The organism is Paraburkholderia sp. CNPSo 3272, assembly GCF_024206495.1.
Taxonomy (GTDB): domain Bacteria; phylum Pseudomonadota; class Gammaproteobacteria; order Burkholderiales; family Burkholderiaceae; genus Paraburkholderia.
The window spans coordinates 64827-91761 of record NZ_JAMBPQ010000023.1 but is presented as its reverse complement, the minus strand read 5'-3'; the positions used below and the strand labels follow the sequence as shown (position 1 = coordinate 91761).

Genomic DNA, 26935 nt, shown 5'->3' with positions numbered 1-26935 from the left:
CACGGGCGGCGAAAATGTTAAACGCCGCTCGGCGTTCGTAACGATTGCATTACGGACATGTCCGCACCGCGCGCCCGAGCAACCATTCTGCTACATCGTGACAGGCGAGTGACAAAAAAACGCCCGGAAAATCCCGGGCGTTTTCTCTGGAGGGGACGCTCGCTGCTTCAGACCTTGCGCGCCCGCAGATATTTAAAGAACTCTGCGCCTTCCTGCAGGCGCCGCTTCATCATTTCCCAGCTCACCAGCATCTCGCGGACGATTTCCCAGATCTTCGACGGCCGGAAATAGAAGCGCTTGTAGAACTCCTCGACGCCAAGGTAGATCTCTTCGCGCGACAGATGCGGATAGCCGATCGTGGAGGCCTGGGTGCCGGCGGAATTGATGAGCGTGATGACCTTGGTATCGTTCAGCCAGCCATTTTCGACTGCCTGCTTATGCAGCACCGTGCCGGGATAAGGCGCGGCGAGCGAGACCTGAATGGTATGGGGATTGATCTCTTTCGCGTACTGAATGGTCTTCTGGATCGTTTCGTGCGTCTCGCCCGGCAGGCCGAGGATGAAGGTCCCATGAATCTTGATGCCGAGCTTGCGGCAGTCCTCGCTGAACTGGCGCGCGAAGTCAGTGCGTACGCCCTTTTTGACGTTCACGAGAATCTGGTCGTCACCGGATTCGAAGCCCACGAGCAACAGCCGCAAGCCGTTGTCCTTCATCACCTTGAGCGTCGAGTACGGCACGTTCGCCTTCGCGTTGCACGACCATGTCACGCCCAGCTTGCCAAGCCCGCGCGCGATCTCTTCGGCGCGCGGCCTGAGATCCGTGAACGTGTCGTCGTCGAACATGATCTCCTTGATTTCGGGCATGTTGTCCCGAATCCATTTCACCTCTTCCAGCACGTGCTCGACCGAGCGCGTGCGATAACGATGGCCGCCCACCGTATGCGGCCAGAGGCAGAACGTGCAGCGCGATTTGCAGCCGCGCCCCGTGTAGAGCGACAGATACGGATGCTTGAGATAGCCGCTGAAATAATGCTCGGGCGTGAGGTCACGCTTGTAGATCGGCGAGACGAAGGGAAGCTGATCCATGTCTTCGAGGATCGGCCGGGCGTCGTTGTGCATGATGCCGCCGTCGGGCAGGCGATAGCTCAGACCCAGGATCGATTCGAACGGCCGGCCCTGGGAGATCTCGAGACAGGTGAAATCGAATTCTTCTCGGCACACGAAATCGAGCGCGTTGCTCGCGGTCAGCGAACCATGCGGATCGACCGCCACCTTGGCGCCAATCATGCCGATGAGGATAGTGCTCTTGCGCCGCTTCAGATGCTCGGCGAACTGTATGTCGCTCTGGAACGAGGGCGAACTCGTGTGAATGATAATGAGTTCGTATTCCTGTGCAATATCCAGGGTCGCTTCGAGCGTCAGGTCGTCTGCGGGGGCATCTACCACGCGGCTGCCTTCGACCAGCGCGGCGGGCTGAACGAGCCACGTGGGATACCAGAACGAGCGGATTTCGCGCTTCGTTTGAAAGCGCGAGCCCGCGCCGCCATCGAAGCCTTCATAGGAAGGTGCCTGCAGAAACAGCGTTTTCATGAATGCCCTCGGAGAAAAATCGTGAATTTGTCTCGAAGCCTACAAAAACATGACACTTTGCTGGATGGCAGCTTTGCCCGGGTCAAGAATACTACGACTTGCTGCCGCGGCACGTCGAAAAAATGTCTGTACCACTTATCGAAACCCCCACTTAACAAGGCGGCCGCCGGTTGGAACACTGCAGAACAACCGCATTCGTCGGCATGAGCGATGCTTTCTGTACTATATTTTTTGGCAGCCGCAGCAGCATTCACAGCGCTCCAACGCGGGAGGCGAAGTATGTCGCGATATCACGACATGCCGGAAGGCGTGCCGGTTGGCAATGGCCACCGTATCAGCCCAGCGGACTTTCTGTTGATGGCAGGCTTTCTCGCCTACCGCGCCCCGCTCGCATCGGTCGATGCCCGCGCGGCGGCCCGGCGTATTCTCGATGCGGTGCTCAGTGCGGCGGCCGCGCACGGCTTCGCGGAATCGGCCGCGCTCGAATCCATGATGGCCAGCGCCGAAAAATCGGTGGATGTGCGCAGTCTCGCGGAGCAAGCCAGCGCTGCGGTTGGCGACACGTTCGCTTACATGCAGGTGATACGTGGTGCCGGCGTCGCGCTGGAAGCCGACCCTTATACGCTGGTCACTTGAGATCGAGCGTTCCCGCGGCGGCGCGTATGCGCAGGACCGTCTGCCGCGAAGTGCCGAAGCGACGCGCCACTTCGCTCACCGAAAGCCCGCTGCCCAGCGAACTCATCACGCGCGCACGGTCGTGCGCAGAGAGCGACGCGGGCCTGCCCGTGGGGCGCCCGCTGCGCTGCGCGGCCCTCAGGCCGTTGCGGCTGCGTTCGCTGCGCGTGGCCGCCTCCATGCGCACCACGGCGCGCAGCATCTTCACCGCTTGTGGCTCCGGGCGCCCCGTGAGATCGACGCCGCCCAGTTCCACACAGCGCACGCCGATCTTTCCCTTGCGGCAGTTGAGCAGCGTGCCGAGCACGTCGCGCGCGTTGCAGCCCAGGGCGGAAAGCTGCAGGACGACGAGTTCGTCCTCGGGATCGATGCGTCCGAGCAGCCTCGTCAACCCGGGCCGCTCTGCGGCAGCCACATAGGGCGCCACCGTGTCCATGGCCACGCGGCTGAGCGCCACCGTGTAGCCCGCCTTGTCGAGCTGGATCAGTTCCCGCTCGGGAAACTCGCCGTCGCTTGCGCCGTTGATGTAGAAAAACGTCCGTTGCACACGTGGCTCCCGTACTCGCCCAAAGGTGCGCGAACTAGCGTCGCAAGCGCGCGAAAGTCGCCAGCAGGTCTTCGAGCATCACTGGCTTCTTGAGGTGCGCGTCGAAACCCGCCTGTTCGGACTGCTCCACATCGGCCTCCTGGCCAAAGCCGCTCAGCGCAATGCAGATCACCGATTCGAGCGCGGGCTGCGCACGCAGCTTGCCGATGAACTCGTACCCGTCCATGCCCGGCATGCCGAGATCGGACAGCACGAGATCCGGCGCGTTGCCGTTGAGCAGCGTCAGCGCTTCCTCGCCGCTCGTGGCCGTCTGCACATTCGCGCCCTCGCTCTCCAGCAGCAGCCTGAAGGTTTCGACCGTGGTGGCGTCGTCGTCGACCATCAGGATACGAAGCCCATCCAGCGAAGCCACGGCCGCGCCGTCGCGGCTTTGCGCATGCGCGAACGAACGCTGCATCGGCATCGTCACCGTGAACGTCGCGCCGTGGCCGAGGCCTGCCGACTCCGCGCGCACGCTGCCGCCATGGATCGTCACGAGTTCCCGCACGAGCGCAAGCCCAATGCCGAGACCCGAGCGCCGCGCGGCGGACTGGCGGCTTTGCTTGTACATGTCGAAGATATGCGGCAGGAGCACCGGTTCAATGCCGGTGCCGGTGTCCTCCACGCGCAGCACGGCTTCGTCTTCGGCGACCCCCAGCGAGACGCTCACCGAACCGCGATTGGTAAACTTCATCGCATTGCTGATGAGGTTCCAGACAATCTGCTCGATGCGCGTGAAATCGGCGTGCAGGATCACTGGCGTCTCGGTGATCGAGACGTTGAGCACAATGCCGCGCTGCTGCGCGTCGAACTGCACGGCGTGGCAAACGCGCTGCACGATCTCGCGCATGTCCACCGCCGAGCGCATGACCGAGAGCTTGCCGGTGCGCACGCGCGAGATGTCCAGCAGGTCGTCGATGATCTGCGCCTGGCCGACCACGGTGCGCCGGATCGTGTCCGCGGCGCGCGTGAGGTTCAGGCTCTGGCGCGTTTCCGGCGCCCGCGCAATCAGTTCGGCGCTAGCCGAGATGAGGTTGAGCGGATGCTTGAGTTCGTGCGACACCACGGCGAGAAATTCGTCCTGGCGCCGCTGCCCGTCGCGCTCGCCGGCGTCGCGCACCTGTTCGAGCGTGGTGTCGCGCACGTCCGCGTCCGCGGGCACGAGTTCGCCCAGGTCGCGCGCGATCTTGGCAAAGCCGCTCACGCCCGCTTCGTCGAGGCGCGAAAGCACGCCGCTCGCGAAAAAGCGCGTGCCGTCCTTGCGCAGGTGCCAGCGTTCCTCGTCGGTGCGGCCATGCTGGCGCGCCAGCGCGAACTCGCGGTCGGCGACCTTGTTCACGCGGTCTTCTTCGGTCGAGAGCAGATCGGCGGACTCGCCGATCATTTCGGCCTCCGTATAACCGAAAATGCGTTCCGCGCCCGCGTTCCAGCTCGTGATGTAGCCTTCGTCGTCGAACGTGATGATTGCGTAGTCCTTCGTGCCCTCGGCGACGATGCGCATGCGCCGCTCGCCTTCGCGCAGCTGGTCTTCGGCCTGGCGGCGCCCGGTGATGTCGATGAACGAGAGCACCGCGCCGTCGATGCGGTCTTCGGTTGTGCGGTACGGCACGAAGCGAGCGAGATACCAGCGCCCGTCGTTGCTCTTCAGTTCGCGCTCGATCAGGCGCAGCGAGTCGAAGGCTTCGGCGGCGTCGTCGGCGAGCTTGTCGTATTCGAGCCGGTGCGTGATGTCGAGCAGCGAACGGCCGATATCCGAGGGAATGATGCTGAACACGTCGGTCGCACGCGGCGTGTAGCGCTTGATGCAGATGTTGCGGTCCACGAAGATCGTGCCGATGTCGTTCGCCGCGATCAGGTTCTGCAAGTCGTCGTTGATCTTGCTGGTCTCTTCGACCTTCGACTTCAGCTCCGCATTGACGGTGGTGAGTTCCTCGTTGATCGACTGCAGCTCTTCCTTGCTGGTTTCGAGTTCCTCGGTGGCCGAGCGCAGTTCCTCGTTGATCGCCTGCAGTTCCTCGTTGGACGCCTTCAGCCCCGCTCGCGTGGAGTGCAATGGGCTTTGGCGGCCCGGCGAATCCGCGCGGTTACGTGCGCCTTTATACGAACCGGCGCGATCCGTGGGAAGCCGTCGAAGCCGCCGACGAGAGCGACGAGGCGCACGAGGCCGCCCGCAGGGAGAACCAGCGTGTGCGCTGATCTCGCCGACTTGACCGACGCCAACGAAGCGCCGCGCGGCAAGCACGGCCGCGCACCCGACGTGTTCCGTCGCGGCGGCTGGATGCCCATGCGCGAATACGCGCTTGACGATCCGGTCGATTTCGCCATCGTCGGAACGGGCGCGGGGGGCGCGACGCTCGCCTGCCGGCTCGCCGAGGCGGGCTTTCGCGTGGTGGCGTTCGACGCGGGCGCATGGTGGCGGCCGCTCGAAGAATTCGCCTCCGACGAGACCCACCAGGCCAAACTCTACTGGACCGACGAACGCATCTGCGACGGCGAAAACCCCTTGCAGCTGGGCAGCAACAACAGCGGCCGTGCGGTGGGCGGCAGCACCGTGCACTTCGCCATGGTCTCGCTGCGCTTTCGGCCCGAATGGTTTCAATCGCGCACGAAACTCGGCTACGGGGTGGATTGGCCGCTCGACTGGCGCGAGATGTGGCGCTACTACACGGAGGTCGAGCAGGCGCTCGGCATCTCCGGCCCGGTGAACTATCCGTGGGGACCCAAACGCCCGCGCTACCCGTATCGCGCGCATGAAATCAACGGCGCGGGCCTCGTGCTAGTGCGCGGCTGCGAGGCGCTCGGCATTCCCTGGGCGCCCACGCCGCTCGCGACACTCTCCGCGCCGCGCGGCGACGCGCACCAGTGCGTTTATCGCGGCTTTTGCGTGTCGGGCTGCGCGACCAACGCCAAGCAGAGCGCACTCGTCACGTGGATTCCGCGCGCCGTGCGCGCGGGCGCGGAGATCCGCGATCTCGCGATGGTGGGCCGCATCGAAACCGACGCGCGGGGACGCGCCGCCGGCGTGCATTTTCATCGCGAGGGGCGCTGGCATTTCCAGCGCGCGCGCAACGTGGTCGTGGCGGGCTACGCCATCGAAACGCCGCGCCTGCTGCTGCTCTCCGCGAACGGTCGCTTTCCCGAAGGCCTCGCGAACCGCTCGGGACTCGTCGGCAAGAACCTCATGGTGCAGGCGAACCAGGCCGCGTGGGGCGCATTCGAGGACGAGATCCGCTGGTACAAGGGACCGCCTTCGCTGGCGCTCACCGAGCACTGGAACTATCAGGACGAAGGCAAGGACTTTCACGGCGGCTACTGCTACATGAGCCAGGGCCCGCTGCCGCTGGTCTGGGCGGCGACGCAGACGAGCCGCGGCCTGTGGGGCGACGCGCTCATGCGCGAGATGGCGAAGTACAACCATCAGGCGGGCCTCAAGATCGTGGGCGAGACGCTGCCGCAGGAACGCAACCGCGTGACGCTCGCCGACGAGAAAGACGCGCTCGGCCTGCCCGTGGCGCGCGTCACGTGGTCGATGTGCGATAACGACCGCCGGCTCGTGAGGCACGCGCTGGACTATATGAGCCGCGCGCTAGCCGCGGCGGGCGCGCGCGACATCTGGACCCAGGACGACGACACCTGCCACCTGAACGGCACCGCGCGCATGGGCAGCGACGCGCGAACGAGCGTTGTGAATGCGGACTGCCGCTCGTGGGACATTCCGAATTTGTGGATCTGCGACGGCTCCGTGTTTCCGACCGTGGGCGGCGTGAACCCGTCGCTCACCATCCAGGCCGTTGCGTGCCGCACCGCCGACCGCATCCGGGCGCTGGCCGCGCGCGGGGAGCTTTGACGATCGTCGCGCGGGCACGCGTCGTGCGTGGAGACAGAGGTTTTTCAAAAGGAGGCCGTCATGCCACTCAGCAAGGGAAAAACTCGCGAAGCGATCTCGAAGACCGTCAAGACGGAAGTGAAGCAAGGCAAGTCGCAGAAGCAGGCCGTCGCCATCGCGCTAAACCAGGCGCGCAAGTCCGGCGCGAAGATTCCGAAGAAGAACCATAAGTGATCCGGCGCGCCGCGCATGCGGCGCGTCTTTCATTGCGCGCCGGCTCCGCGTTCGGTTCGTTAGCCATCCTCGCCAACTTCGGAAGGCTCCGGCAGGTCCGGCAATTCGTGCGGCTCCGCCTGCGGGGCGCCGGGCTCGCGCTCGTCGGGTTCCGCGCCCTGGCCGGGGTCGTTCTTTCCGGGCGGCGTGGCGGGCACTCCTTGGGCGTGCGGGAAACGGGGTAGGTCGTAAGGGCTTTGCATGCTCGATCTCCATTGAAAACGCCGGCAAAAGCGCGTAGCGCGAATGCCGGGATGGCGCAGCCCGTATGCCTGGCTCGCGCGCAAAGCGGCGCGCACGGGCATGCCGGGTGCGCATGCCGAAAACACGAAAAACATTCAGACGCCTACGCTGCTGCGCCGCTCATGACCCCGCTCGCCTATTTCCTGCACAGCGCGGGCCCCGCATCGGGTCCGGTGCAGGCGCTCGATTGGGGCCTAGCCGTGCTGTCCGTGGGGGTGTGCATCGTCATTGCGTTGCTGCTCTATCTGGCGATGCGGCGCAGGCGTCGCGGTCGCGGGGCGCAAGACGAAGCGCTGGCACAAACCAACGTCGCCGACGAGCAGGGCGAGCGCACGGCGAACCGCATCGTTGCGGTGGGCACGGCGATTTCCTCGGTGCTGCTGCTGGGCGCGCTCGTGGCGATGCTGCGGGTGCTGGCCGCCGTGGCCGATCCGCCGCGCGAGCCCTCGCTCACCGTGACCGTCACGGCTTACGACTGGTGGTGGAAAGTGACCTATCGAACGCCTGCGGGCGCGAGCTTCGAAACCGCCAACGAAATCCACATTCCCACGGGCGAGCCCGTGCGCGTCGATCTACAAAGCGCCGACGTCGTGCACGCGTTCTGGGTGCCGGCGCTCGCGGGCAAGACCCAGGCAATCCCGGGCCAGGTCAATCACCAGTGGATCGAGGCAGACCATCCCGGCGTATGGCGCGGGCAATGCACGCAGTTTTGCGGGGCACAGCACGCGCATATGGCCATGGAAGTGGTGGCGCAAGCCCCCGCCGATTTCTCGCGCTGGCTCGAGGCGCAACAGCAGCCGGCCGCCGCCGCGCAAAGCGGCGCGGCGCAGCGCGGCGAGCAGCTTTTCGCCGCGCGCTGCGGCGGCTGCCATGCCGTGCGCGGCACGCAGTCGGGCGGCATGCAGGCGCCCGACCTCACGCATCTCGCCTCGCGGCGCCTGATCGCCGCCGGCACGCTCGCCAACACGTCCGTCAACCGGCTCGACTGGGTCGCGCATGCGCAGCAGCGCAAGCCCGAATCGCTCATGCCCGACATTGCCCTCACCCCCGCCGAGGCGAGCGACCTCGGCGCGTGGCTCGACACACTTCAGTGACATGAACGATATCCCAGCTTCTCCTGCAGCCTCCGACCGTCCCGCCAGCGCGACGGTACCGCGCCGTCCGCGTGCCGGGCGCCTCTCGCGCGTGCCGGAAACGGGCACGGCGCCGCTCGATGAAGCCACCTTGCGCCGCCTCGAGGAGATCTGGGAAACCCGCCCCGGCTGGCGCGGCTGGCTCTCCACGGTGGATCACAAGACCATCGGCCTCCGCTACCTCGTCACGGCGTTCGTGTTCCTCGTGCTGGGCGGCGTGGAGGCGCTCATCATGCGCGCGCAGCTAGCGCGCCCCAACGAAACGCTGCTCACGCCCGAGCAATACGACCAGCTCTTCACGATGCACGGCGTCACGATGATCTTTCTCTACGCGCTCCCCGTGCTGAGCGGCTTTTCGAACTACCTGTGGCCGCTCGTGCTCGGCTCGCGCGACATGGCGTTCCCGCGCCTGAACGCGCTCTCATACTGGGTCTTTCTCGGCGCGGGCATTCTGCTCTACGCGAGCTTTCCCGCGGGACAGGGCGCCAATGCGGGCTGGTTCAACTACGTGCCGCTTTCCACGGCCGCCTACGACCCTGGGCCGAACATCGACGTCTACGCGCTCGGCATGGTGCTGCTCGGCATTTCCACCACGGTGGGCGCGGGGAACTTCGTCATCACGTTCCTGCGCATGCGCGCGAGCGGCATGTCGGTGGCGCGTCTGCCGATTCTCGTCTGGGGCACGCTCACGGCTTCGGCCGCCAATCTGCTCGCCGTGCCCTCCGTGAGCCTCGCGTTCCTCATGCTCTGGCTCGACCGCAACGCGGGCTCACACTTCTTCGACACCACCGCCGACGGGCGTCCCCTGCTGTGGCAACACCTCTTCTGGATCTTCGCGCACCCGTGGGTCTATGTGGTCGTGCTGCCCGCCATGGGCATCGTGTCCGACGCGCTGCCCACGTTCTGCCGCCGCCCGATCGTCGCCTACGCGGCCGTTGCGCTCTCAACCGTCGCGACCATGCTCGTGGGCTTCGAAGTGTGGCTCCATCACATGTTCGCCACCGGCCTGCCGCCGCTCGCGCTGGCCTTCTTCGGCGCGGCGAGCATGGTGATTTCCGTGCCGAGCGCGATTGCCGTGTTCGCGTGGATCGCCACGATCTGGACCGGCAAGCCCGTGTTCAAGACGCCGTTCTACTACTTCGCGGGCTTCGTGCTGATGTTCACCGTGGGCGGCGTTTCGGGCGTGATGACGGCCGCCGTGCCGCTCGACTGGCAGCTCACCGACACCTACTTCGTCGTGGCCCACCTCCACTACGTGCTGCTCGGTATCAACGTCTTTCCGGTGCTGGGCGGCCTCACGTACTGGTTCCCCAAGTTCACCGGACGGCTCATGCACGAGCGCTTCGGCAAGTGGACCTTCTGGGTCACCTTCGTCGGCTTCAATCTGGGCTTCTTTCCGATGCATATCTCCGGGCTCCTCGGCATGCCGCGGCGCATCTATACCTACCCTGAAGGCATGGGCTGGGACACGGCCAACCTGCTCACGAGCATCGGCGCGTTCGTGTTCGCCATCGGCATCGCGATGTTCATCGGCAATGCGCTCGTGAGCGCGCGGCGCGGCGCTCGCGCGAGCGCGAACCCGTGGAACGCGGCGGGGCTCGAATGGGCGACCTCCTCGCCGCCGCCTCCGTACAACTTCGCCATCCTGCCGAGCGTGCGCTCGCGAGACCCGCTCTGGCAGCCCGATGCAAATGTACCGCGCCCCGGCTACCTGCTCCATCGCGGACGCGAGGCGCTCGGCGTCACGCCGCTCGGGGGCGAACCCGACGTGATCCTGAAGATGCCCGAGGACACCTACGCGCCCTTCGTGCTGGGCGTGGCCTCGACGCTCGTGTTCGTCGGGCTGCTGTTCCATTCGACCTCGTTCACCGCGCTCGCCGGGCTCGCGTGCGGGCTCGCGCTGCTCTCATGGATGTGGCCGCGGCGCTCGCTCGGTCAGCGCGAGCCGTTCGCGCCGCAAGCCACGACGCCCCCCGGTAAAGTCGCCGAGACGGCCCCGATCCGCAGTGAGGACGAAACCCTCGCCCTGCCCGTTGGCAGCGCCGGCGAACATGCGGGCGGCTGGTGGGGCGTGCTCACGCTCGTCGTGACGGAAACGGCGCTGTTCGGCTATCTGCTTTTTTCGTACCTCTATCTCGCTTCGCAGAGCGCGCAGCCCTGGCCGCCCGAAGGCCTGCCCAAGCTCGGCATGAGCGGACTGAACACGGCGCTGCTGCTCGCGAGCAGCGTGTTCGTATGGCTCTCGGGCGCGTTCGTGCGGCGCGCGCGCTCGTGGCCCGCGTTCTGGTCGATGATCGTCGGCATTGCGCTCGGCGTCGCGTTCGTCACGATCCAGTTCTTCGAATGGCACGACCGGCCCTATGGGCTCGCGACGAATCTGTATGGTTCGCTGTACTTCACGATTACGGGCTTTCACATGGCCCACGTGATGGCGGGCGTGCTGATGCTCGCCGCGCTCGCGTTCTGGATCGCGCGCGGCTATTTCGACGGCAGACGCGATGCGGCGCTCACGATCGGCGGCCTGTACTGGCACTTCGTCGATGTGGTGTGGCTCTTCATCTTCTCCGTGCTCTATCTGTCGCCTTACTGGATGCGAGGCCGATGATGCGATCCGCCGCTCCCGCGCCGCCGGCCCCGCCAGCGCCCGTGCCCGCGCGCGTCCGGCCCACGCTCCGGCAGCATATCGCCGTGTGGTACGGCATTTTTGGCGTGCCGGCCATCTGGGCGGCGCACGTGCTGTTCTGCCAGACGCTCGCGGCCACCGCCTGCGCGGGTGGCGTGCCGCAACGCAATGGCGAGCCTTGGCAGGTCGTGCACTGGACGCTTGCGCTCGTCTCCGCCGCCGCGTTCGCGCTGGCGCTCACCGGCGCGCTGCTGGCGTGGCGCACGTGGCGCGATAGCGCCGCCGTCAACACGCCGCAGCGCGACACCTTCCGCTTTCTCGCGTGGAGCAGCGCCGCCGTCGCCGTGGCATTCACGATCGCGCTCGTGTTCACGACATCGGTGCTGTTCGCGTTGCCGCTCGAACGGCTATGCGGGGCATTGCGATGAATGCGCGCGCCTGTTCGAGCGTTTTGCTCGCCCTCGTGCTGCTCGCCGGGTGCCACCGCGACGAGCCGTTCGCGAACACGAAACCGCCGCCCGATGCCGCCCAGATCGCGCTCGGCGAAAAGCTCGCGAAAGCGGGCGATTGCGCCTCGTGCCACGATTCCGCCAAACGTGAGCCTTTCGCGGGCGGCCTCGCCGTGAATTCGCCGTTCGGTCCCATCTACGCCAGCAACATCACGCCCGACCCCGTGCACGGCATCGGCGACTACACGCCCGCGCAGTTCGCCGCGGCCTTGCAGCGCGGCGAAGCGCGTGGCGGCAAGCGGCTCTATCCGGCGATGCCCTATCCGTCGTTTTCGGCGCTGGCGGCGAGCGACGTGAACGCGCTCTATCAGTACTTCATGTATGGCGTGAAGCCGGTGCCGAATGCCGCGCCGCAAACGCATCTGCCGTTTCCGTTCAACCAGCGCTGGGTGATGATGTTCTGGCGTATCGCGTTCGCACAACATGGCCGCTTCGAGCCAGACCCCGCGCAGTCCGCACAGGGGAATCGCGGCGCGTGGCTCGTGCAAGGTCTCGGCCACTGCGGCGCGTGCCACACGCCGCGCGGGCCCGCCTACAACGAAATGGGCTACACGCAAAGCAGCCCGCTCTACCTCACGGGCGGCATGAACGACCACTGGTACGCGCCGAATCTCACGGGCGACCCCGGCAGCGGCCTGGGCCGCTGGAGCGCCGACGACATCGCCGCGTTCCTGCGAGACGGCCACAACGATCGCGCCTATGCGTTCGGCGCCATGGCGCCCGTGGTGGGCGCGAGCACGCAATACCTTGGCGACGACGATCTGCGCGCCATCGCCACTTATCTGAAGTCGCTGCCCGCACGCGAGGCGAGCGGCCAGTATGCCGATTCCGCCGCCGCGCGCGCCTCGACCATGGCGGCGCTGCACGCCGGCACGCCGGAGCGTCCTGGCGCCGGCCTCTATCTTTCGTACTGCGCGAGATGCCACGGCGCCGACGGTGCCGGCAAACCCGACAAGGCACCCCCGCTCGCGGGCAGTTCGCTCGCGCTATCGTCCGACGCGACCAGCGTGCTGCGCCTCATCGTCGAAGGCAGCCAGAGTCCGCAAACGAGCAACGGCGGCACGCCGCGCAAGATGCCCGCGTTCCGCACGCAGTTCACCGACAGCGAAGTCGCCCAGGTGGCGAGCTTCGTGCGCGGCGCATGGGGCAACAACGCCCCGCCCATCGCGGCCGCCGAAGTCACGCGGCTGCGCGGCGCGATCCACCGTTGAGCTCGCCTGTAAAAGATGCATGGCGCGCGCTCGGGAAGGACCGCGCGCCACGCGGCTCAGGGGCGGCCTGACGACTCTATTGCCCCTTGGTGTCGCTGCTTGCGTCCGCGCCTGGGGTGTTGGTCGTGTCGTTCATCGGTTTGGACATCGCCTTCGTGTGCTTCTTGTGATGGGTTGACTTGTGTGTCGTGCCGGTACCCGAAGGATTCTGGTCGGCACCCTGAGTCTGCGCCGGATACGCGTCGCTCGCGCCGCCGGTTGCAGCGCCTGGACTCGAGCCGCTGCTGCCGCCGCCGCCCGAACCCTGTGCGAGCGCGAGACCCGATGCGGCAAGCGTCACGCCCGCGAGTGCAGAAATGAAATAGTGTCGTGACTTCATGGTTGGCTTTCCTCGTCATCGTCTGGATGGAAAAACGGGCGGCCATGTTGAACACCACCCGCGCGCGAGCCCTTCGTCCCGCACAACGTGTGCCACACCCGCCGACGTGCGCCGTAGCGCCAGGGCATGCGGCTTGCGCGTATTTGGGTCGCTATGGGCGATGCCGGCGGCGACGCTGTGGAAACCGCACTTTCCCCGCTCCTGGCGCAGGTGCACGGCGAAGCATCGTGGTCGATCGAGCGATGAGCACAACTGTGCGCTCGCGCTGACTCACCTGGCGCGGCGATGGCCTTTCGCCGATCCGCTCAGCAGCATCGCCGTCTTGACCACGGCCAGATGACTCAGCGCCTGCGGAAAATTGCCCGCCAGCCTTTGCGCGCCCACGTCGTATTCTTCCGCGAGCAAACCGACGTCGTTGGCAACGGCGAGCACGCGCTCGAACTGGGCGACGGCCTCTTCCTGGTCGCCGCGCAGGTAGAGACAGTCTGCCATCCAGCACGAGCACGCGAGGAAGGTGCCTTCGTCGGGCGCTTCGTCTGCGCCGCGCCGCCAGCGTCGAATCAGGCCGCCTTCGCCCAGCTCCGCGCGAATCGCGTCGATGGTGGCCGACATGCGCGGCTCGTCGGCGCGCATGAAGCCCACCAGCGGCATGAGGAGCACGCTCGCATCGAGCGCTTGTTCGCCGTAACCGCGCACGAAGGCGCCGCGCCGGGCGTCCCAGCCGCGTTCGCAAATCTCTTCGTGCAGGGCCTTGCGCATCTGCAATGCGCGTTGCACCAGCGGATCGCCCATGCCCGGCCCCTCTTCACACCAGTGTTTGATGAAGCGGTCGAGCGCCACCCAGCCCATGACCCGCGAGAGCGTGTAGTGGCGTGCGTAGCCACGCGTCTCCCAGATTCCCGAGCCCTGCTTGCCGCCATGATCGAGCAGCCAGCCGATCAGGCGCGCTTCGAGCTCGGCTTCCTCCTGTGCCGCAACGATGCCGGCGCGCCGCGTGAGATAGAGGCAATCGAACGCCTCGCCGAACACATCCGGCTGATATTGCGTGGACGCCGCATTGCCGAAGCGCACGGGCCTCGCACCCTGCCAGCCCGCGAGGCCGTCGACCTCGCGCTCGCGCGGCACGTGGCTGCCATCCACGCAATACATGACGTGAATGCGTCCGCGCGCGTGGCCGATCGTACGCAGCAGCCAGTCGCGCCAGGCCCGCGCTTCGTCGTGAAAGCCTGCTTCGAGCAGCGCTTCCACCGCGAAGCTCGCGTCGCGCAGCCAGCAATAGCGGTAGTCCCAGTTGAGTTCGCCGCCCGGGGCCTCGGGCAAGGACGTGGTAGGCGCGGCAACCATCGCGCCGGCGGGGCGGTAGACCAGCGCATAGAGCGTGAGCAGCGAGCGCCGCACCGCTTGCGGCCAGAGCGTGCGATCGTTGTCGAAACGGTCGATCCAGCGGCGCCAGTGGCGCTGCGTGTCGTGCAGCGCCATGACGGCGGATGCCGGATCGATGCCCCCGGCCTCCCCCTGGCATAGCGTGAAAGCGAAACGCTCGCCCGCGCGCACGGTGAACGCGGCTTCGAGAGCCTGCGCGTGAACGCGCAACGGCACATCCGCGCGCAAGGTCATCGGGCCACACGCGGCGTGCAGGGTCGCCGCCGCGCCGCTTGCGTGCGTCGCGCCCGGCGCAGCGGCCCCGTCGGCGCCTCGCGGCTGCATGGTCATGTGCATATCCACACTCCCGTGCGCGCCTTCGACGATGCGCATGACGCACGCCTCGCCGCTATCGGCCGCCATGAAGTCGATTACGCGCGCGCTGCCGTGCTCGCCCTCCCACCCGGTTTCGACCACGAGCGTGTCGCGCTGGTAGCTGCGGCTCGCGCGGCACGCCGAAGCCGCGGGCGCGAGGCGCCAGTGGCCATCCGCTTCGCCGCCGAGCAGCGCGGCAAAGCAGGGTTCGCTGTCGAAACGCGGCCAGCAGAGCCAGTCGATCGAGCCCTCGCGAGCAAGCAGCGCCGCGCTGCGGCCATCGGCAAGCAATGCGTAATCTTCGATGAGGCGTGTTCGGGTCATGGACTTGCGCGCCATCCGCGCGCGAATGGGCGCGACCGAACCTGCGCAAGCACTTCGGATTCCCGAAAAATTCGCAAGCACAATGAGGGCGCGTCCCTTTGAGACGGCTGCACGCCGTCCTTTAGCGTTGCAGCGGCCGCGCGCGACCTTGCATCAATTACGTGTAAGGCTTGAAACGCGTGCGCAGCGCGTAGCCGTGCGTTGATCGCGGTCCGATCGGGGGTCATGCATGCACGGGTGCGGCGCTGCGAGATCAAAGCGCGTCGTGCCACTGACGCATCACGACGAGCTTGCCGTGCGAATGCCCCTGCGCAAGCCGCTCGAAGCCCCTGGGCGTGTCGTCGAAGCCGAAGCGCTCGACCACTTCCGCCTTCACCGCGCCCTTCTCGACGAGATCGACGATATGGGCGAGCTGCGCGCCGTCCGCTCGCGCGGTGTAGCGCGTGGCGCGCGCGCCGTGGCGGCTCGCTTGCGCCTGCGAAGGTTCGCCCAGCGTCGAGACCAGCGCTCCGCCGTTCTTGACGACCTGCCACGAGCGCTCCTGGGCTTCGCCGCCGACGAGGTCGAAGACGAGATCGACCTCTCCCGCCTCCTCTTCGAAGCGCTGCGAGTGGTAGTCGATGACTTCGCTCGCGCCGAGTGACCGCAGCGCGTCGCGCTCGCTCGCCGAGGCCGTCGCGACGACGCGCGCGCCGCAATGACGCGCGAACTGCACGGCGAAGCGCCCCACGCCGCCGCTCGCGCCTTGAATCAGCACACGCTCGCCGCCTTGCAGCTTGCCGTGATCGAATAGGCCCTGCCACGCCGTGAGCGCGGCAAGCGGAATGGCGGCCGCCGCGTCCACGGCGCACGTGGCGGGCGCGCCCGCGAGCGCGGTTGCGGCGACCACCACGTAATCGGCGAGCGCGCCAGGCCCCTGGCCCACGAACGCGCAGACGCGCGCGCCTTGCGGCCAGGCCTGTGCGCCTTCGCCCCTGCTCACCACGACACCCGCCACGTCGCGGCCCAGCGTGTAGGGCAAGTCGCCTTCCGTGACTAGCGGGTAGCGGCCCTGCAGCGTCTTGAGATCGACGGGATTGAGCGCGGCGGCCTGCACTTCGATCAGCACTTCGCCGTGCGCGGGCTCCGGCACGCTCAGGCTCTCCTGGCACAGCGACTCCAGGCCGCCGAAGCGCGGCGCACGCCACGCGAGCATCGTCTCGGGAATATCAGCGTCCATCGATCGCTCCTTGTGCGCGCATCACTTCTTGCCCGGGATGACGCTCGCCATTACCTGACGCGCCGTGTTGGCAATCATGCCGCCCTCGTCCGGGTCGCCTTCCATGAGCGCGCGCGCGAAATGGCGCGCCTGCTCCATCGTCACGTGCGGCGGCAGCGGCGGCACGTCGGGGTCGGTCTTCACTTCGAGCACCACGGGGCGCGGCGAGGCGAGCGCCTGCTCCCAGGCATCGCCCAACTGCTCCGCGTCGTCGACGTAGATGCCCGTGAGCCCCACCAGTTCCGCAAAACGGTGATACGGCACGTTGGGAATGTCCTGCGAGGCTTCGAACTTCGCGTCGCCCTGCATCACGCGCTGCTCCCAGGTGACCTGATTCAGGTCCTCGTTGTTGAACACGCAACAGATCCAGCGGGGACTTGACCATTGGCGCCAGTATTTCGCCACCGTCACGAGTTCGGCCATGTTGTTCATCTGCATGGCGCCGTCGCCCACGAGCGCGATCACCGGCCGCTCGGGATGCGCGAACTTCGCCGCGATGGCGTAAGGGACCGCCGCCCCCATCGAGGCGAGTCCGCCCGACAGCGAACACATCATGCCGCGCCGGATCTTGAGGTCGCGCGCATACCAGTTCGCGCACGAGCCCGAGTCGCTCGTGACGATCGCGCCATCGGGCAGGCGCGGCGACAGCTCGGTCACCACGCGCTGCGGGTTCACCTTGCCGCTCGTCGCCGCGTTCGCGCGCTCCTCGAGCACGCGCTGCCAGCGCTCGCCCGCATGAATGAGGCGGTTGCGCCAGTTCGTGGCGTTCTTCTGCTCGAGCAGCGGAAGAAGCGCGCGCAGCGTAGCCGCGCTGTCGCCCACGAGGCTGACTTCCATCGGATAACGCAGGCTGAGCATGCCCGCGTCGATGTCGATCTGCACCGCGCGCGCGTCGCCTTCCTTCGGCAGGAATTCCGAATAGGGGAAGCCGGAACCGACCATCAGCAAGGTGTCGCATGCGGACATCATCTCGTCGGTCGGCTTGGTGCCGAGCAGGCCGATGCTGCCCGTCACCCAGGGAATGTCGTCGGGCACCACGGCCTTGCCGAGCAGCGCCTTCGCGACGCCCGCGTGCAGGCGCTCGGCCACGGCGACCACCTCGTCGCCGGCGTGCATCGCGCCCGCGCCGACGAGCATCGCCACCCGGTTGCCTGCGTTTAGCACCTCGGCCGCGCGCTTGAGGTCCGCCTCGCGCGGCACCACCTCAGGCGCGCTGTAGCCCACGCCGGAATGCGCCGTGCCGTGCTTGCGCGCGGGCGGCTCGTACTCGAGTTCCTGCAGGTCGTTGGGCAGCACCATGGCCGTAACCGTGCGCCGCGAGCGCGCGATGCGCACCGCGCGGTCCACCACGTGGCGCACCTGCGCCGGCACGCTTGGCTGCTGCACGTAGGCGCCCGCCACGTCCTTGAACATCGAGACGAGGTCGAGTTCCTGCTGATAGTGCGCACCGAGCGCGGCGCGCGCCTGCTGTCCCGCAATGGCGAGCACGGGCATGTGGTCGAGCCGCGCGTCATAGAGCCCCGTGAGCAGATGCGCCGCGCCCGGCCCCGAAGTGGCGATGCACACGCCCAGCTCGCCCGTGAACTTGGCGTGCGCACTCGCCATGAAGGCGGCCATTTCCTCGTGGCGCGCCTGCACGAATTCGATCTTGCCGTGCGCGCGCTGCAGCGCGCCGAACATGCCGTTGATGCCGTCGCCGGGGTAGCCGTAGATGCGCCGCACGCCCCATTCGTGCAGCCGCTCGATGATGAAGTCGCTCACTGTGGTCGCCATGTGCCGTTCTCCTTGCGGATGGTCCGAGTCGTTTGCCGTGTTGGCATCACGCGCGCAAACGCCGAACCTGCATCGGACGAGACTGGCGCTTTCGCGCCTCGACGCGCGTTTCCCTTTTGTTCGATACCCGCTGCATAGGCATAGCGATTGCTATCTGCGGGGTTGTCTTTTCCGAGGACATCAATCCACCGGGCCCCGCATGCACACCTTCCCCTATTCAGCCGATTTCACCGGCGAGCCAGGAGCCGCGCATGGCTGAACAAGAAGGAACGGGCGGCGTAGGCGCGTGGTCGCGCGCGCATCGGGGCAAACCGCGCCGTGCGGATGTGGCGAAATCCAGAGACAACGCGAAAAACGGCGCGAAAGGCGGCAACAAGGACGACAATCAGGGCCGCAAGCGTCCCGGCAAGAAGCCACTCATCGTGATCGGCATCGTGCTGCTCGTGATCGCCATCGGCGCGTTGATCTGGTGGCTCCTCACGCGCAACGAAGTCAGCACCGACGACGCTTATACCGACGGCAACGCCATTACCATCGCCCCGAAGGTGTCTGGCTACGTGACGCAACTCAACGTCGACGACAACGTCTACGTGCACAAGGGCGACCTGATGGTCGAGATCGACCGGCGCGACTACGCGGCCCAGGTCGACCAGGCGCGCGCGCAACTGGGCCTCGCGAAGGCCCAGTTGCTTTCGGCGCAGGCGCAGCTCGACATCGCGCGCGTGCAGTACCCCGCGCAATACGACCAGGCGCGTGCGCAAATCGAAACGGCCAGTGCGAACTATGCGCGCGCGCAGGCCGACTACGACCGCCAGCACGGCGTCGATCCTCGCGCGACGACGCAGCAGAACATCGACACGGCCAACGACCAGCAGCGCGTGTCGCACGCCAGCGTCATGAGCGCCCGCGCGCAGCTGAAGACGGCGAGCCTCGTGCCGCAGCAGATCCGCCAGGCCGTGGCCGCCATGGAGGCCCGCCGCGAACAGGTGGCGCAGGCCGAGGCGCAGCTCGACACGGCGGAACTGAATCTCGCCTGGTGCGACATGCGCGCGCCCTCCGACGGCTGGGTTACGCGCCGCAACGTGCAGTACGGCACGTTCTTGCAGGCGGGCGCCTCGCTCTTTTCGATCGTCACGCCGCAAATCTGGATCACCGCCAATTTCAAGGAGTCCCAACTCACGCGCATGCGTCCGGGCGACAAGGTCAAGATCAGCGTGGACGCCTACCCGAAGCTGGAGTTGCGCGGGCACGTGGACAGCATCCAGCTCGGCAGCGGCTCGCGCTTTTCGGCGTTCCCCGCCGAAAACGCGACGGGCAACTTCGTCAAGATCGTGCAGCGCGTGCCGGTGAAGATCGTCATCGACAGCGGCTTGCCGGGGAACCGGCCGCTGCCGCTCGGGCTTTCGGTGGTGCCTACGGTGTATCTGGCGGACTGAGGGCGCGGCCATGAGCGATTCGCAGAGCAACTGGCGCCCCGCCGGCAACCCCTGGCTCATCGCGATCGCGGTCACGCTCGCCGCGTTCATGGAAGTGCTCGACACGACCATCGTGAACGTCGCGCTGCCTCATATCGCCGGCACGATGTCGGCGAGCTACGACGAAGCCACCTGGGTGCTGACGTCCTATCTCGTCGCCAACGGCATTGTGTTGCCCATCTCGGCGTTCTTCGGCCGCGTGCTCGGACGCAAGCGCTATTTCATGGTCTGCATCGTCGCGTTCACGGTGTGCTCGTTCCTGTGCGGCGTCGCCACGAGCCTCGGCCAGCTCGTCATCTTCCGCGTGGCGCAAGGGTTCTTCGGCGGCGGCCTGCAGCCGAACCAGCAGTCCATCATCCTCGACACCTTCGAGCCCAGCCAGCGCGGCCGCGCGTTCTCGATCTCCGCCGTGGCCATTGTCGTCGCCCCTGTGCTCGGCCCGACGCTGGGCGGCTGGATCACCGACAACGTGTCGTGGCGCTGGGTCTTCCTGCTCAACGTGCCTGTCGGCGTTCTCACGACGCTCGCCGTGTTCCAGCTCGTGGAAGACCCGCCCTGGGTCAAACGCGAGGCGCATCGACGCATGAACTGGCGCACGGTCGACTTCTGGGGCATCGGGCTCATCGCCCTCGGTCTCGGCTGCCTGCAGGTCATGCTCGATCGCGGCGAGGACGACGACTGGTTCTCATCGCCGTTCATCGTCACCTTCGCCGTGCTCGCGCTGCTCGGCATCGTGGGCGCGATCTTGCGGCTCATCTACGCGAAGCATCCCGTCGTGGATTTGCGCTGCCTGCGCGACCGCAACTTCGCCCTGGGCTGCTGCATGATCGCCGCGTTCGCCGCCGTGCTCTATGGCAGCGCCGTGATCATTCCGCAGCTCGCGCAGCAGCAGCTCGGCTACACCGCCACGCTCGCGGGCCTCGTGCTTTCGCCGGGCGCGCTGCTCATCACGATGGAGATTCCCATCGTCAGCCGGCTGATGCCTCATATCCAGACGCGCATGCTCGTGGTGACCGGCTTCATCATGCTCACCGTGGCGCTCATCTACGCGCGCACCCTCACGCCCGATATCGACTATCTCACGCTCGTGAAGCTGCGCAGCGCGCAGTCGCTCGCCATCGGCTTTCTGTTCGTGCCGGTCACGACGCTCGCGTACCTCACGGTGCCGAAGGAACTCAATAACGACGCCTCGGCGCTGTTCACGATGTTCCGCAACGTGGCGGGCTCGATCGGCATTTCCGTTTCCACCGCGTTGATTCGCGAGCGCTCGCAGGCATGGATGGCGCATCTTTGCGCCTATATGTCGCCGCTTTCGCAGAACTATCAGGACACGCTCACGCGCGAGGCGCAAACGGTCATGCAAGGCACGGGCGCGCCGCTCGCGCAGGCGATGCAGACCGCGAACGGCCACCTCTACGAGACCTTCGTTTCGCAGGCCACCATCCTTGCCTATATCGACGTGTTCGGCATACTCGCGTGCTTCTGCATGGTCTTCGCGCCGCTGGCGCTGTTGTTCGCGCCCGCGAAGGCGTCGGGTTCGGGAGGACATTGATGCGCGCGCTCGCCATCGTTCTGGCCGCTTCGCTGTGTGCGTGCACCGTAGGCCCCGACTTCAAGCCGCCGCAGGCAAACGCGCCCGGCGACTGGCATGCGATGCAACGCACGGCGAACACATCGAACGCTGCATCGACGCCCACCGTCGAAGCGAATCCGGACCCGCAGTGGTGGCGCAGCTTCGGCGACCCCACGCTCGACGCCCTGATCGGGCGCGCATTGAGCGGCAACCCCGATCTGCACATCGCGGTCGTGCGCATCGCCGAAGCGCGCGAACGAACCCAGCAGGCCGCCGCGCAAGGTCTGCCGAACGTGCGGGCAAGCGCGAGCTACAAGCGCGAACAACTGGGCGCGAAGGGCATCCTCGAATCGGCCGGCGTGTACAACAAGGTCGATGCGCTCGGCGCACCCAACTCGCCCATCGACCAGATCGCGCCGGGTGCGGGCCCGAGCGTGGAGCGCGGCGCGCAAAGCGCGCTCGACCAACTCACCGCGCCCGTGGACCTGTGGCAGGTCGGCTTCGACGCGTCATGGGAACTCGACCTCTTCGGGCGCGTGCGACGCTCCGTCGAAGCCGCGAACGCCCAAGCCGATGTCGCGCTCGAGTCGCAACGCGACGCGCAGGTCTCGCTGGAAGCCGAAGTGGCCGAGACGTATCTGCAACTGCGCGGCGCACAGATGCTGCACGCAACGGCCCAGAACCTCGTTGCCGAGCAGCGCGAGACCGAGGACCTCGCGCGCAGCGCCGCGATGCACGGCCTCGAAAGCGAACTCGACGTAGCGCGCGCCCACGCCGAGCGCACGCAAACCGACGCGCTGCTGCCGCAATATGATCAACAGATCGCGCAGTCGCTCAACGCGCTCGCGGTGCTGGTGGGCGAAGCGCCGGGCGCGCTCGACACGGAACTCACGCCGCCCGGCGTACTGCCCGGCACGCCGCCCGCGGTGCCGGTCGGGCTGCCCGCCACGCTCGCGCGCCGGCGTCCCGACATCCGCCGCGCCGAAGCTTCGCTGCACGCGGCCACGGCCAGCGTGGGCGTGGCCGTGGCGCAGTTCTATCCGGACATCTCGCTTACCGGGCAAATCGGCACGCGCGCGACTTCCCCGCACGATCTCACGCACTGGGCGAGCCTCTTCTGGTCGTGGGGGCCGAGCGTTTCGCTGCCCGTATTCCAGGGCGGCGCGCTCGTGTCGAACTTGCGACTGTCGAAGCTCCAGCAGGTCGAAGCCGCGCTGGACTACCGCAAGACCGTGCTCGATGCGCTGCGCGACGTGAACAACGCGCTCGATGTCTATCGCACCGATCAGGCGCGCCTCGTCTCGCTAGACGAGAGCGCGGCAGCCCAGCGCCACGCGTTCGATCTCGCACGGGAGAGCTATCGCAAGGGCATTGTCTCGTTCATCGACGTGCTCGATGCGCAGCGGCAATTGAGCAGCGCCGAGCAGAACGCACAGCAAGCGGAGTTGCAGGTCTGCACCGACCTCGTGGCGTTGTACAAGGCGCTGGGCGGCGGGTGGCAGCAAGGGGGGCCGATCGCGTCGTCCGCTGCTTCACCGGCGCCTTAATGGAGCAGCTTCGCCGCCTTTCTGCGCCGCTTCTTGCGTTCGCGGCCCAGCGCCGAGAGCGCGGCATCGGCCTTCGCGCTGTCCGGGAAGATCTCACGATGCTGCGCGACCAGGCGCTCGCTCGCCACCGCATCGTTTAGCTTGCCGAAACGATCCTGAAGTTTCTTGAGCGACTTCACGCGCCGGTTTTCGCGGCGCGGCAGGATCGATCCGAAGAACTCCAGCAGATAACGCAGGCGCTTCGCCCCTTTGCGCACCTCGTGCCATGCGGCGTAATCGCGGCGTTTCGCGCGGCGCGCTCGCTGCATGCGCGTGGCCAGCGACCGCCGCGCCACTCGCACGCGTTCGCGCGCGAGGCGCTTGAGCGGCGTGCGTCGCGGCGACGTGTTCAACGCGCGGTTCACCTCATGCAGCATGTCGCGCAGCGTGTGCTTGAGATCGGCGGCAGAGAGCGTCTGCCGGGCGTGCTCGCGCGCCGCTTGTCGTACCGGCGCAAGGTGCCCGTTCGCGAGTGCGCCGTCCGTGCCGAGCAGCGCGACGGCAATGTCCCAATCGCGCACCTCGCCCGCGGCCGCCGCCGCACGCTTGAGAAACGCGCGCTGCGGCTCGATCTTCGCGCGCCCGAGCAGCGGCCGCCACGCCCACAACAGCGTGCGCAGCCGCCGCAACGCGACGCGCAGCTGGTGCATCGTTTCCGGCTCGGTGTCGAGCGCGGCGACACGCGCAAGCGCTTCCCTCACCAGCGGCTGCGCATAGCGCGAGAACTGCGATTGCGCGTCGCTGCGCGCGTTCTTCGATCGTGTAGCCGGCTTGTCCATTTGCTTGTGCCCTCCCGTTGACGCTCACGCCGGCACCGCCAGCGTCTGCGCCACGCGCGACCATACGCGATGCTGCCCTGCCGCTTCGATGAATTCCTTGAGCACGCGCTCGAGTTCGGCTTCATCGCCGTTCGCGACGCCGTCCGCGTGATCGGGCAACTGCGCGGCAGAGAGCACGAGCCGCCCCGTATCGACCGCGCCGATCGCCTTCAGATGCTTGAACGCTTCGAGCACGAAGTGACGCGCGTCGCCCGACTCCGCCAGTGCCTCCGTGGCCTTCTCGCCGCCGGGGACGAACACCGCGTCGAACATGACGGAGGGCATGCCGGTGATCGTCGCATCGGGCGCAATATCGCCAATCGGCGCGAGCGTGGGCGCGATGACGAGCGCCGTTGCGCCCTCCAGCGCAAAGGCATCGCGCAACCGCGTGAGCATGGCGGGGTCCGCGCCGGGCGCGGTGAGCAAGGCGATCTTGCGCGCCTTGATGCCCGGCTTCACGCGGTTGAGCAGGCTGAGCGAGGGCGAACTGGCCGTGGGCGGCTTGCCTGGCTTGGCGCCCGCTTTTGGCTTTGGCAAGCCGAGCGCCAGTGCCACGCTCGAGGCGAGGTCCGCGTCGATGTTCGCGAGAATGGCGTTGACCTGGCGTTCGCGTATTTCGGGCCTCGTGACTTTGCCCAGTTCGAAGGTGTAGGCGGCCTTGATGTGTTCCTTCTCCGGCTCCGACATGCTGTTGTAGAACATCGTGGCCTGCGAGAAGTGGTCCGCGAACGATTCGCTGCGCACGCGGATTTTCGCGCCGTCCATGCGTTCCTGGTAGCTTTCGAAGCCGCCGTCCTTCGGCTGCGTTTCCTTTGGCCAGCCACCGCTCACCGAATTCGGTTCGTACGAAGCCTGACCGACGTTGACGGTCTGGCGGTGCATCGCATCGCGCTGATTGTTCTGGTACGGGCAGACCGGGCGGTTGATCGGAATCTCGTGAAAGTTCGGGCCGCCAAGACGGCTGATCTGTGTATCGGTATAGGAGAACAGGCGCCCTTGCAGCAAGGGATCGTTCGTGAAATCGATGCCCGGCACGATATGGCCGGGATGGAACGCGACCTGCTCCGTTTCCGCGAAGAAGTTGTCCGGATTGCGATTGAGCGTCATCTTGCCGATGATCTTCACCGGCACTTCTTCTTCGGGCACGAGCTTGGTCGGGTCGAGCAGATCGAAGTCGAACTTGTGTTCGTCGCTCTCCTCGATGATCTGCACGCCCAGTTCGAACTCGGGATAGTCGCCGCGCTCGATCGCTTCCCACAAGTCGCGCCGATGAAAGTCGGGGTCCTTGCCCGCGATCTTCTGCGCTTCGTCCCAGAGCAGCGAATACGAGCCCAGCACGGGCCGCCAGTGCCATTTGATGAAGCGCGCGCGGCCTTTCGCGTTGACGAAGCGAAACGTATGCACTCCGAAGCCTTCCATGGTGCGCAGGCTGCGCGGTATCGCGCGGTCTGACATGGCCCAGATTACCGTATGCGCGCTTTCCGGCACGAGCGAGACGAAGTCCCAGAACGTATCGTGGGCGGTGCCGCCCGTGGGCATTTCATCGGGGGCCTCGGGCTTCACGGCATGCACGAAGTCGGGGAACTTGATCGCGTCCTGAATGAAGAACACGGGCACGTTGTTGCCCACCAGATCGAAGTTGCCCTCGTCCGTGTAGAACTTCGTGGCGAAGCCGCGGATGTCGCGCACGGTGTCCGACGAGCCGCGCGGGCCCTGCACCGTCGAGAATCGCACGTAGACAGGCGTTTCCTTCGCGGGGTCCTGCAAGAAGCCCGCACGGGTGAGTTCGGCCTGGGACTCGTACACGCGAAACACGCCGTGTGCGGCCGAACCGCGCGCGTGAACGATGCGCTCGGGAATCCGTTCGTGGTCGAAGTGCGTGATCTTTTCGCGCATGATGAAGTCTTCGAGCAGCGAAGGGCCGCGCGCGCCCGCACGCAAGGTGTTCTGGTTATCGGCGATCTTCACGCCCTGGTTGGTGCGCAGCGCCTCGCCGTCCGCATGCGCGCGGAACGCTTCGAGGCTCTGCGATTTCGCGTCGGTGGGCTGATGCTTGCCGTTGGGGCGTTTGTGTTGTGTCATGGGGTGGCTCCTGGTGAGTGCTCCGAATGGCTCGCCACAGTCTGCAGGCGAGCGCCGACACCGCCCGCAGAGCAAGCCATGTGCCCTTGCAATCGCGCCGGCGCGCGCGCACGGGGCATGCGATTTGCGCCCCCGCAATAAGGGGGCGTGAACGGGAGCGCACGATGGCTGCATGGACCAAGACGATAGACGTTGCGGCGCGCGACATCCCGGGGTTCTGATGGAGCGCGGCGCGACTGGGCAGGCGAGCGCGAAGGTCCCGCGCGCCGTCTACTACGCGCTCGCGTCCAACGTCGTGGTGGCGCTGTGCAAGTTCGCCGCCGCGGCCTACACGAATTCGGGCGCCACGCTTGCCGAGGCCGCGCACTCCAGCGCCGACTGCCTGAATCAGTTTTTGCTCATCGCGGGCCGGCGCGCGGCCCGCAACCGGCCCGACGAACAGCATCCGCTTGGCTTTGGCCGCGAGACGCACTTCTACGCCATGCTCGTCGCGCTGCAGTTTTTCTTCGTCGGCGGCCTGCTTTCGATGGCCATCGGTGCATGGCGGCTCTGGCATCACAGCGGCGTCGATCATGTGCAGATCGCCTTGGGCGTGCTGGCCGTTGCGGCGCTCGCCGAGGGCACCGCGTTGCGCGCATCGATCCGCTCCGTCGACCGGCGGCGCCGCGCGGGCGGTCTATGGCGCTGGTTTCGCGAAACCGGCGAACTGGAGAACATGCTCTCGATCGGCGAGGACGCCGCGGCGCTCGCAAGCCTCGTCGTCTCGATTGCCGGCACGGGGCTGGCCGCCCTCACCGGCTGGCCGGGCTTCGACGCGCTCGGCAGCATCGGCGTGGGCGGCGTGATGATGGCGACGGCCGTGTTCGCGCTTCGCGAGATCAAGTCGCTGATCGTGGGCGAAGCGGCGCGCGCGAGCGTGCGCCGGGACATGCGCGCGTGGCTCGAAGCGCGCCCCGAGATCGGCCGCGTGGTCAGCCTCGTCGTGCTGCGCTGGTCGGACAGCCTGCTCGTAGCAGTACAGGCCGAACTCGCCGAGCGCTGCGACGCCGTCGAGCTGGTGCGCATCATCGACCGTGTCGAAAACGACTTGCAGGCGGCGTTTCCTGCGGCGCGCTGGGTGTTTTTCGAGCCCGAGTTGCCGGAACACGGTGAGCATCCGCTATAGGTCGAGGGCCCGATCGGGCCCCCGCACGCACCCGAACCACCAGGCAAGCGCATTGCGCACTGCATGATCGCGACCATTCCAGCCCAACCCGCCCTGA

20 protein-coding genes and 2 pseudogenes are annotated in these 26935 nt (G+C 66.9%); 12 read left to right on the top strand and 10 right to left on the bottom strand.

The annotated features are described in order from the left end of the window. Positions 1-167: 167 nt before the first annotated feature. Positions 168-1589 carry a hopanoid biosynthesis associated radical SAM protein HpnJ gene (gene hpnJ / locus M3I53_RS24925; protein WP_254318507.1) on the bottom strand — a complete coding sequence of 474 codons (1422 nt, stop codon included), beginning with the start codon at positions 1587-1589 and terminating at the stop codon, positions 168-170. 297 nt (positions 1590-1886) lie between these two features. On the opposite strand from hpnJ, the gene M3I53_RS24920 reads away from it, so the two are divergent. Beyond that, a complete protein-coding gene (locus M3I53_RS24920; RefSeq protein WP_254318506.1) occupies positions 1887-2225 on the top strand; it encodes a hypothetical protein in 339 nt (112 codons plus the stop codon). On the opposite strand, the gene M3I53_RS24915 is transcribed toward M3I53_RS24920, so the two are convergent. Together M3I53_RS24915 and M3I53_RS24910 are read right to left on the bottom strand one after the other, a co-directional pair. Further along, positions 2218-2811 (bottom strand): recombinase family protein, encoded by a 594-nt coding sequence (locus M3I53_RS24915; protein ID WP_254318505.1) that lies wholly within the window; start codon positions 2809-2811, stop codon positions 2218-2220. The two genes, M3I53_RS24920 and M3I53_RS24915, sit on opposite strands and share 8 nt — an antisense overlap. 34 nt (positions 2812-2845) lie before the next feature. Next, positions 2846-4882: pseudogene (locus tag M3I53_RS24910) on the bottom strand (PAS domain-containing protein); the annotation flags it as partial. Between M3I53_RS24910 and M3I53_RS24905 the strand changes: the two are divergent. From M3I53_RS24905 to M3I53_RS24895, 3 genes and pseudogenes are all read left to right on the top strand, one after another. Then, positions 4879-5046 (top strand): annotated as a pseudogene (locus M3I53_RS24905) (gluconate 2-dehydrogenase subunit 3 family protein); the annotation flags it as partial. The pseudogenes M3I53_RS24910 and M3I53_RS24905 overlap by 4 nt on opposite strands. After that, positions 5036-6697 carry a GMC family oxidoreductase gene (locus tag M3I53_RS24900; RefSeq protein WP_254318504.1) on the top strand — a complete coding sequence of 554 codons (1662 nt, stop codon included), beginning with the start codon at positions 5036-5038 and terminating at the stop codon, positions 6695-6697. The pseudogene M3I53_RS24905 and the gene M3I53_RS24900, both read left to right, overlap by 11 nt. 60 nt (positions 6698-6757) lie before the next feature. Further along, on the top strand, positions 6758-6910 hold the full coding sequence (locus tag M3I53_RS24895; RefSeq protein ID WP_254318503.1) for a DUF6496 domain-containing protein: 153 nt from the start codon (positions 6758-6760) through the stop codon (positions 6908-6910). Positions 6911-6969: 59 nt separating this feature from the next. Here M3I53_RS24895 and M3I53_RS24890 read toward each other — a convergent pair whose 3' ends face one another. Further along, positions 6970-7152 carry a hypothetical protein gene (locus tag M3I53_RS24890; RefSeq protein WP_254318502.1) on the bottom strand — a complete coding sequence of 61 codons (183 nt, stop codon included), beginning with the start codon at positions 7150-7152 and terminating at the stop codon, positions 6970-6972. A gap of 12 nt (positions 7153-7164) precedes the next feature. Here M3I53_RS24890 and coxB point away from each other — a divergent pair, with 12 nt between their 5' ends. From coxB to M3I53_RS24870, 4 genes are read left to right on the top strand one after another with little or no spacing between them, the layout of a single operon-like run. Beyond that, on the top strand, positions 7165-8286 hold the full coding sequence (gene coxB / locus M3I53_RS24885; protein WP_375542575.1) for a cytochrome c oxidase subunit II: 1122 nt from the start codon (positions 7165-7167) through the stop codon (positions 8284-8286). 1 nt (position 8287) lies between these two features. Next, positions 8288-10930: a cytochrome c oxidase subunit I gene (gene ctaD / locus M3I53_RS24880; RefSeq protein WP_254318501.1), complete on the top strand. Its 2643-nt coding sequence runs from the start codon at positions 8288-8290 to the stop codon at positions 10928-10930. Continuing rightward, positions 10927-11376 carry a cytochrome C oxidase subunit I gene (locus M3I53_RS24875; RefSeq protein WP_254318500.1) on the top strand — a complete coding sequence of 150 codons (450 nt, stop codon included), beginning with the start codon at positions 10927-10929 and terminating at the stop codon, positions 11374-11376. Before ctaD ends, M3I53_RS24875 begins: the two co-directional genes overlap by 4 nt. Continuing rightward, the gene (locus M3I53_RS24870) at positions 11358-12668 is read left to right on the top strand and encodes a cytochrome c (protein ID WP_254318499.1); all 1311 of its coding nucleotides are present in this window, start codon (positions 11358-11360) and stop codon (positions 12666-12668) included. Before M3I53_RS24875 ends, M3I53_RS24870 begins: the two co-directional genes overlap by 19 nt. Before the next feature lie 76 nt (positions 12669-12744). Here M3I53_RS24870 and M3I53_RS24865 read toward each other — a convergent pair whose 3' ends face one another. The 4 genes from M3I53_RS24865 to M3I53_RS24850 all read right to left on the bottom strand — a co-directional run bounded on the left by M3I53_RS24865 (position 12745) and on the right by M3I53_RS24850 (position 18139). After that, positions 12745-13047: a hypothetical protein gene (locus M3I53_RS24865; protein WP_254318498.1), complete on the bottom strand. Its 303-nt coding sequence runs from the start codon at positions 13045-13047 to the stop codon at positions 12745-12747. Between the two features lie 270 nt (positions 13048-13317). After that, on the bottom strand, positions 13318-15108 hold the full coding sequence (locus tag M3I53_RS24860; RefSeq protein ID WP_254318497.1) for a glycoside hydrolase family 15 protein: 1791 nt from the start codon (positions 15106-15108) through the stop codon (positions 13318-13320). Between the two features lie 253 nt (positions 15109-15361). Next, a complete protein-coding gene (locus tag M3I53_RS24855) occupies positions 15362-16327 on the bottom strand; it encodes an NADP-dependent oxidoreductase (protein ID WP_254318496.1) in 966 nt (321 codons plus the stop codon). A 21-nt stretch (positions 16328-16348) separates the two neighbouring features. After that, complete coding sequence (locus M3I53_RS24850) at positions 16349-18139, bottom strand: thiamine pyrophosphate-requiring protein (RefSeq protein ID WP_254318495.1); 1791 nt, start codon at positions 18137-18139, stop codon at positions 16349-16351. A 251-nt stretch (positions 18140-18390) separates the two neighbouring features. Between M3I53_RS24850 and M3I53_RS24845 the strand changes: the two genes are divergently transcribed. Genes M3I53_RS24845 through M3I53_RS24835 form a run of 3 tightly spaced genes read left to right on the top strand, consistent with a single transcriptional unit; the run spans position 18391 to position 22734 of the window. Then, the gene (locus tag M3I53_RS24845; protein WP_254318494.1) at positions 18391-19575 is read left to right on the top strand and encodes an HlyD family secretion protein; all 1185 of its coding nucleotides are present in this window, start codon (positions 18391-18393) and stop codon (positions 19573-19575) included. A 10-nt stretch (positions 19576-19585) separates the two neighbouring features. Beyond that, positions 19586-21166 (top strand): DHA2 family efflux MFS transporter permease subunit, encoded by a 1581-nt coding sequence (locus tag M3I53_RS24840; RefSeq protein ID WP_254318493.1) that lies wholly within the window; start codon positions 19586-19588, stop codon positions 21164-21166. Continuing rightward, positions 21166-22734, top strand: a complete 1569-nt coding sequence (locus tag M3I53_RS24835; protein WP_254318492.1) for an efflux transporter outer membrane subunit — start codon at positions 21166-21168, stop codon at positions 22732-22734. The genes M3I53_RS24840 and M3I53_RS24835 overlap by 1 nt, the downstream gene beginning before the upstream one ends. Here M3I53_RS24835 and M3I53_RS24830 read toward each other — a convergent pair. Then, on the bottom strand, positions 22731-23552 hold the full coding sequence (locus M3I53_RS24830; protein ID WP_254318491.1) for a CHAD domain-containing protein: 822 nt from the start codon (positions 23550-23552) through the stop codon (positions 22731-22733). The two genes, M3I53_RS24835 and M3I53_RS24830, sit on opposite strands and share 4 nt — an antisense overlap. Positions 23553-23576: 24 nt before the next feature. Then, entirely contained in the window at positions 23577-25673 is a 2097-nt protein-coding gene (katE, locus tag M3I53_RS24825) for a catalase HPII (protein WP_254318490.1), read from the bottom strand. 172 nt (positions 25674-25845) lie between these two features. On the opposite strand from katE, the gene M3I53_RS24820 reads away from it, so the two are divergent. After that, positions 25846-26838: a cation diffusion facilitator family transporter gene (locus tag M3I53_RS24820; RefSeq protein WP_254318489.1), complete on the top strand. Its 993-nt coding sequence runs from the start codon at positions 25846-25848 to the stop codon at positions 26836-26838. Positions 26839-26935: the final 97 nt, after the last annotated feature.

Coding starts and splice junctions, on each gene's coding strand:
- M3I53_RS24820 (WP_254318489.1), top strand. CDS start 25,846: ATGGACCAAGACGATAGACGTTGCGGCGCGCGACATCCCGGGGTTCTG.
- M3I53_RS24840 (WP_254318493.1), top strand. CDS start 19,586: ATGAGCGATTCGCAGAGCAACTGGCGCCCCGCCGGCAACCCCTGGCTC.
- M3I53_RS24920 (WP_254318506.1), top strand. CDS start 1,887: ATGCCGGAAGGCGTGCCGGTTGGCAATGGCCACCGTATCAGCCCAGCG.
- hpnJ (WP_254318507.1), bottom strand. CDS start 1,589: ATGAAAACGCTGTTTCTGCAGGCACCTTCCTATGAAGGCTTCGATGGC.
- M3I53_RS24830 (WP_254318491.1), bottom strand. CDS start 23,552: ATGGACAAGCCGGCTACACGATCGAAGAACGCGCGCAGCGACGCGCAA.
- M3I53_RS24845 (WP_254318494.1), top strand. CDS start 18,391: ATGGCTGAACAAGAAGGAACGGGCGGCGTAGGCGCGTGGTCGCGCGCG.
- M3I53_RS24835 (WP_254318492.1), top strand. CDS start 21,166: ATGCGCGCGCTCGCCATCGTTCTGGCCGCTTCGCTGTGTGCGTGCACC.
- M3I53_RS24855 (WP_254318496.1), bottom strand. CDS start 16,327: ATGGACGCTGATATTCCCGAGACGATGCTCGCGTGGCGTGCGCCGCGC.
- M3I53_RS24890 (WP_254318502.1), bottom strand. CDS start 7,152: ATGCAAAGCCCTTACGACCTACCCCGTTTCCCGCACGCCCAAGGAGTG.
- M3I53_RS24895 (WP_254318503.1), top strand. CDS start 6,758: ATGCCACTCAGCAAGGGAAAAACTCGCGAAGCGATCTCGAAGACCGTC.
- M3I53_RS24865 (WP_254318498.1), bottom strand. CDS start 13,047: ATGAAGTCACGACACTATTTCATTTCTGCACTCGCGGGCGTGACGCTT.
- M3I53_RS24875 (WP_254318500.1), top strand. CDS start 10,927: ATGATGCGATCCGCCGCTCCCGCGCCGCCGGCCCCGCCAGCGCCCGTG.
- katE (WP_254318490.1), bottom strand. CDS start 25,673: ATGACACAACACAAACGCCCCAACGGCAAGCATCAGCCCACCGACGCG.
- M3I53_RS24860 (WP_254318497.1), bottom strand. CDS start 15,108: ATGACCCGAACACGCCTCATCGAAGATTACGCATTGCTTGCCGATGGC.
- ctaD (WP_254318501.1), top strand. CDS start 8,288: ATGAACGATATCCCAGCTTCTCCTGCAGCCTCCGACCGTCCCGCCAGC.
- M3I53_RS24870 (WP_254318499.1), top strand. CDS start 11,358: ATGCGGGGCATTGCGATGAATGCGCGCGCCTGTTCGAGCGTTTTGCTC.
- M3I53_RS24850 (WP_254318495.1), bottom strand. CDS start 18,139: ATGGCGACCACAGTGAGCGACTTCATCATCGAGCGGCTGCACGAATGG.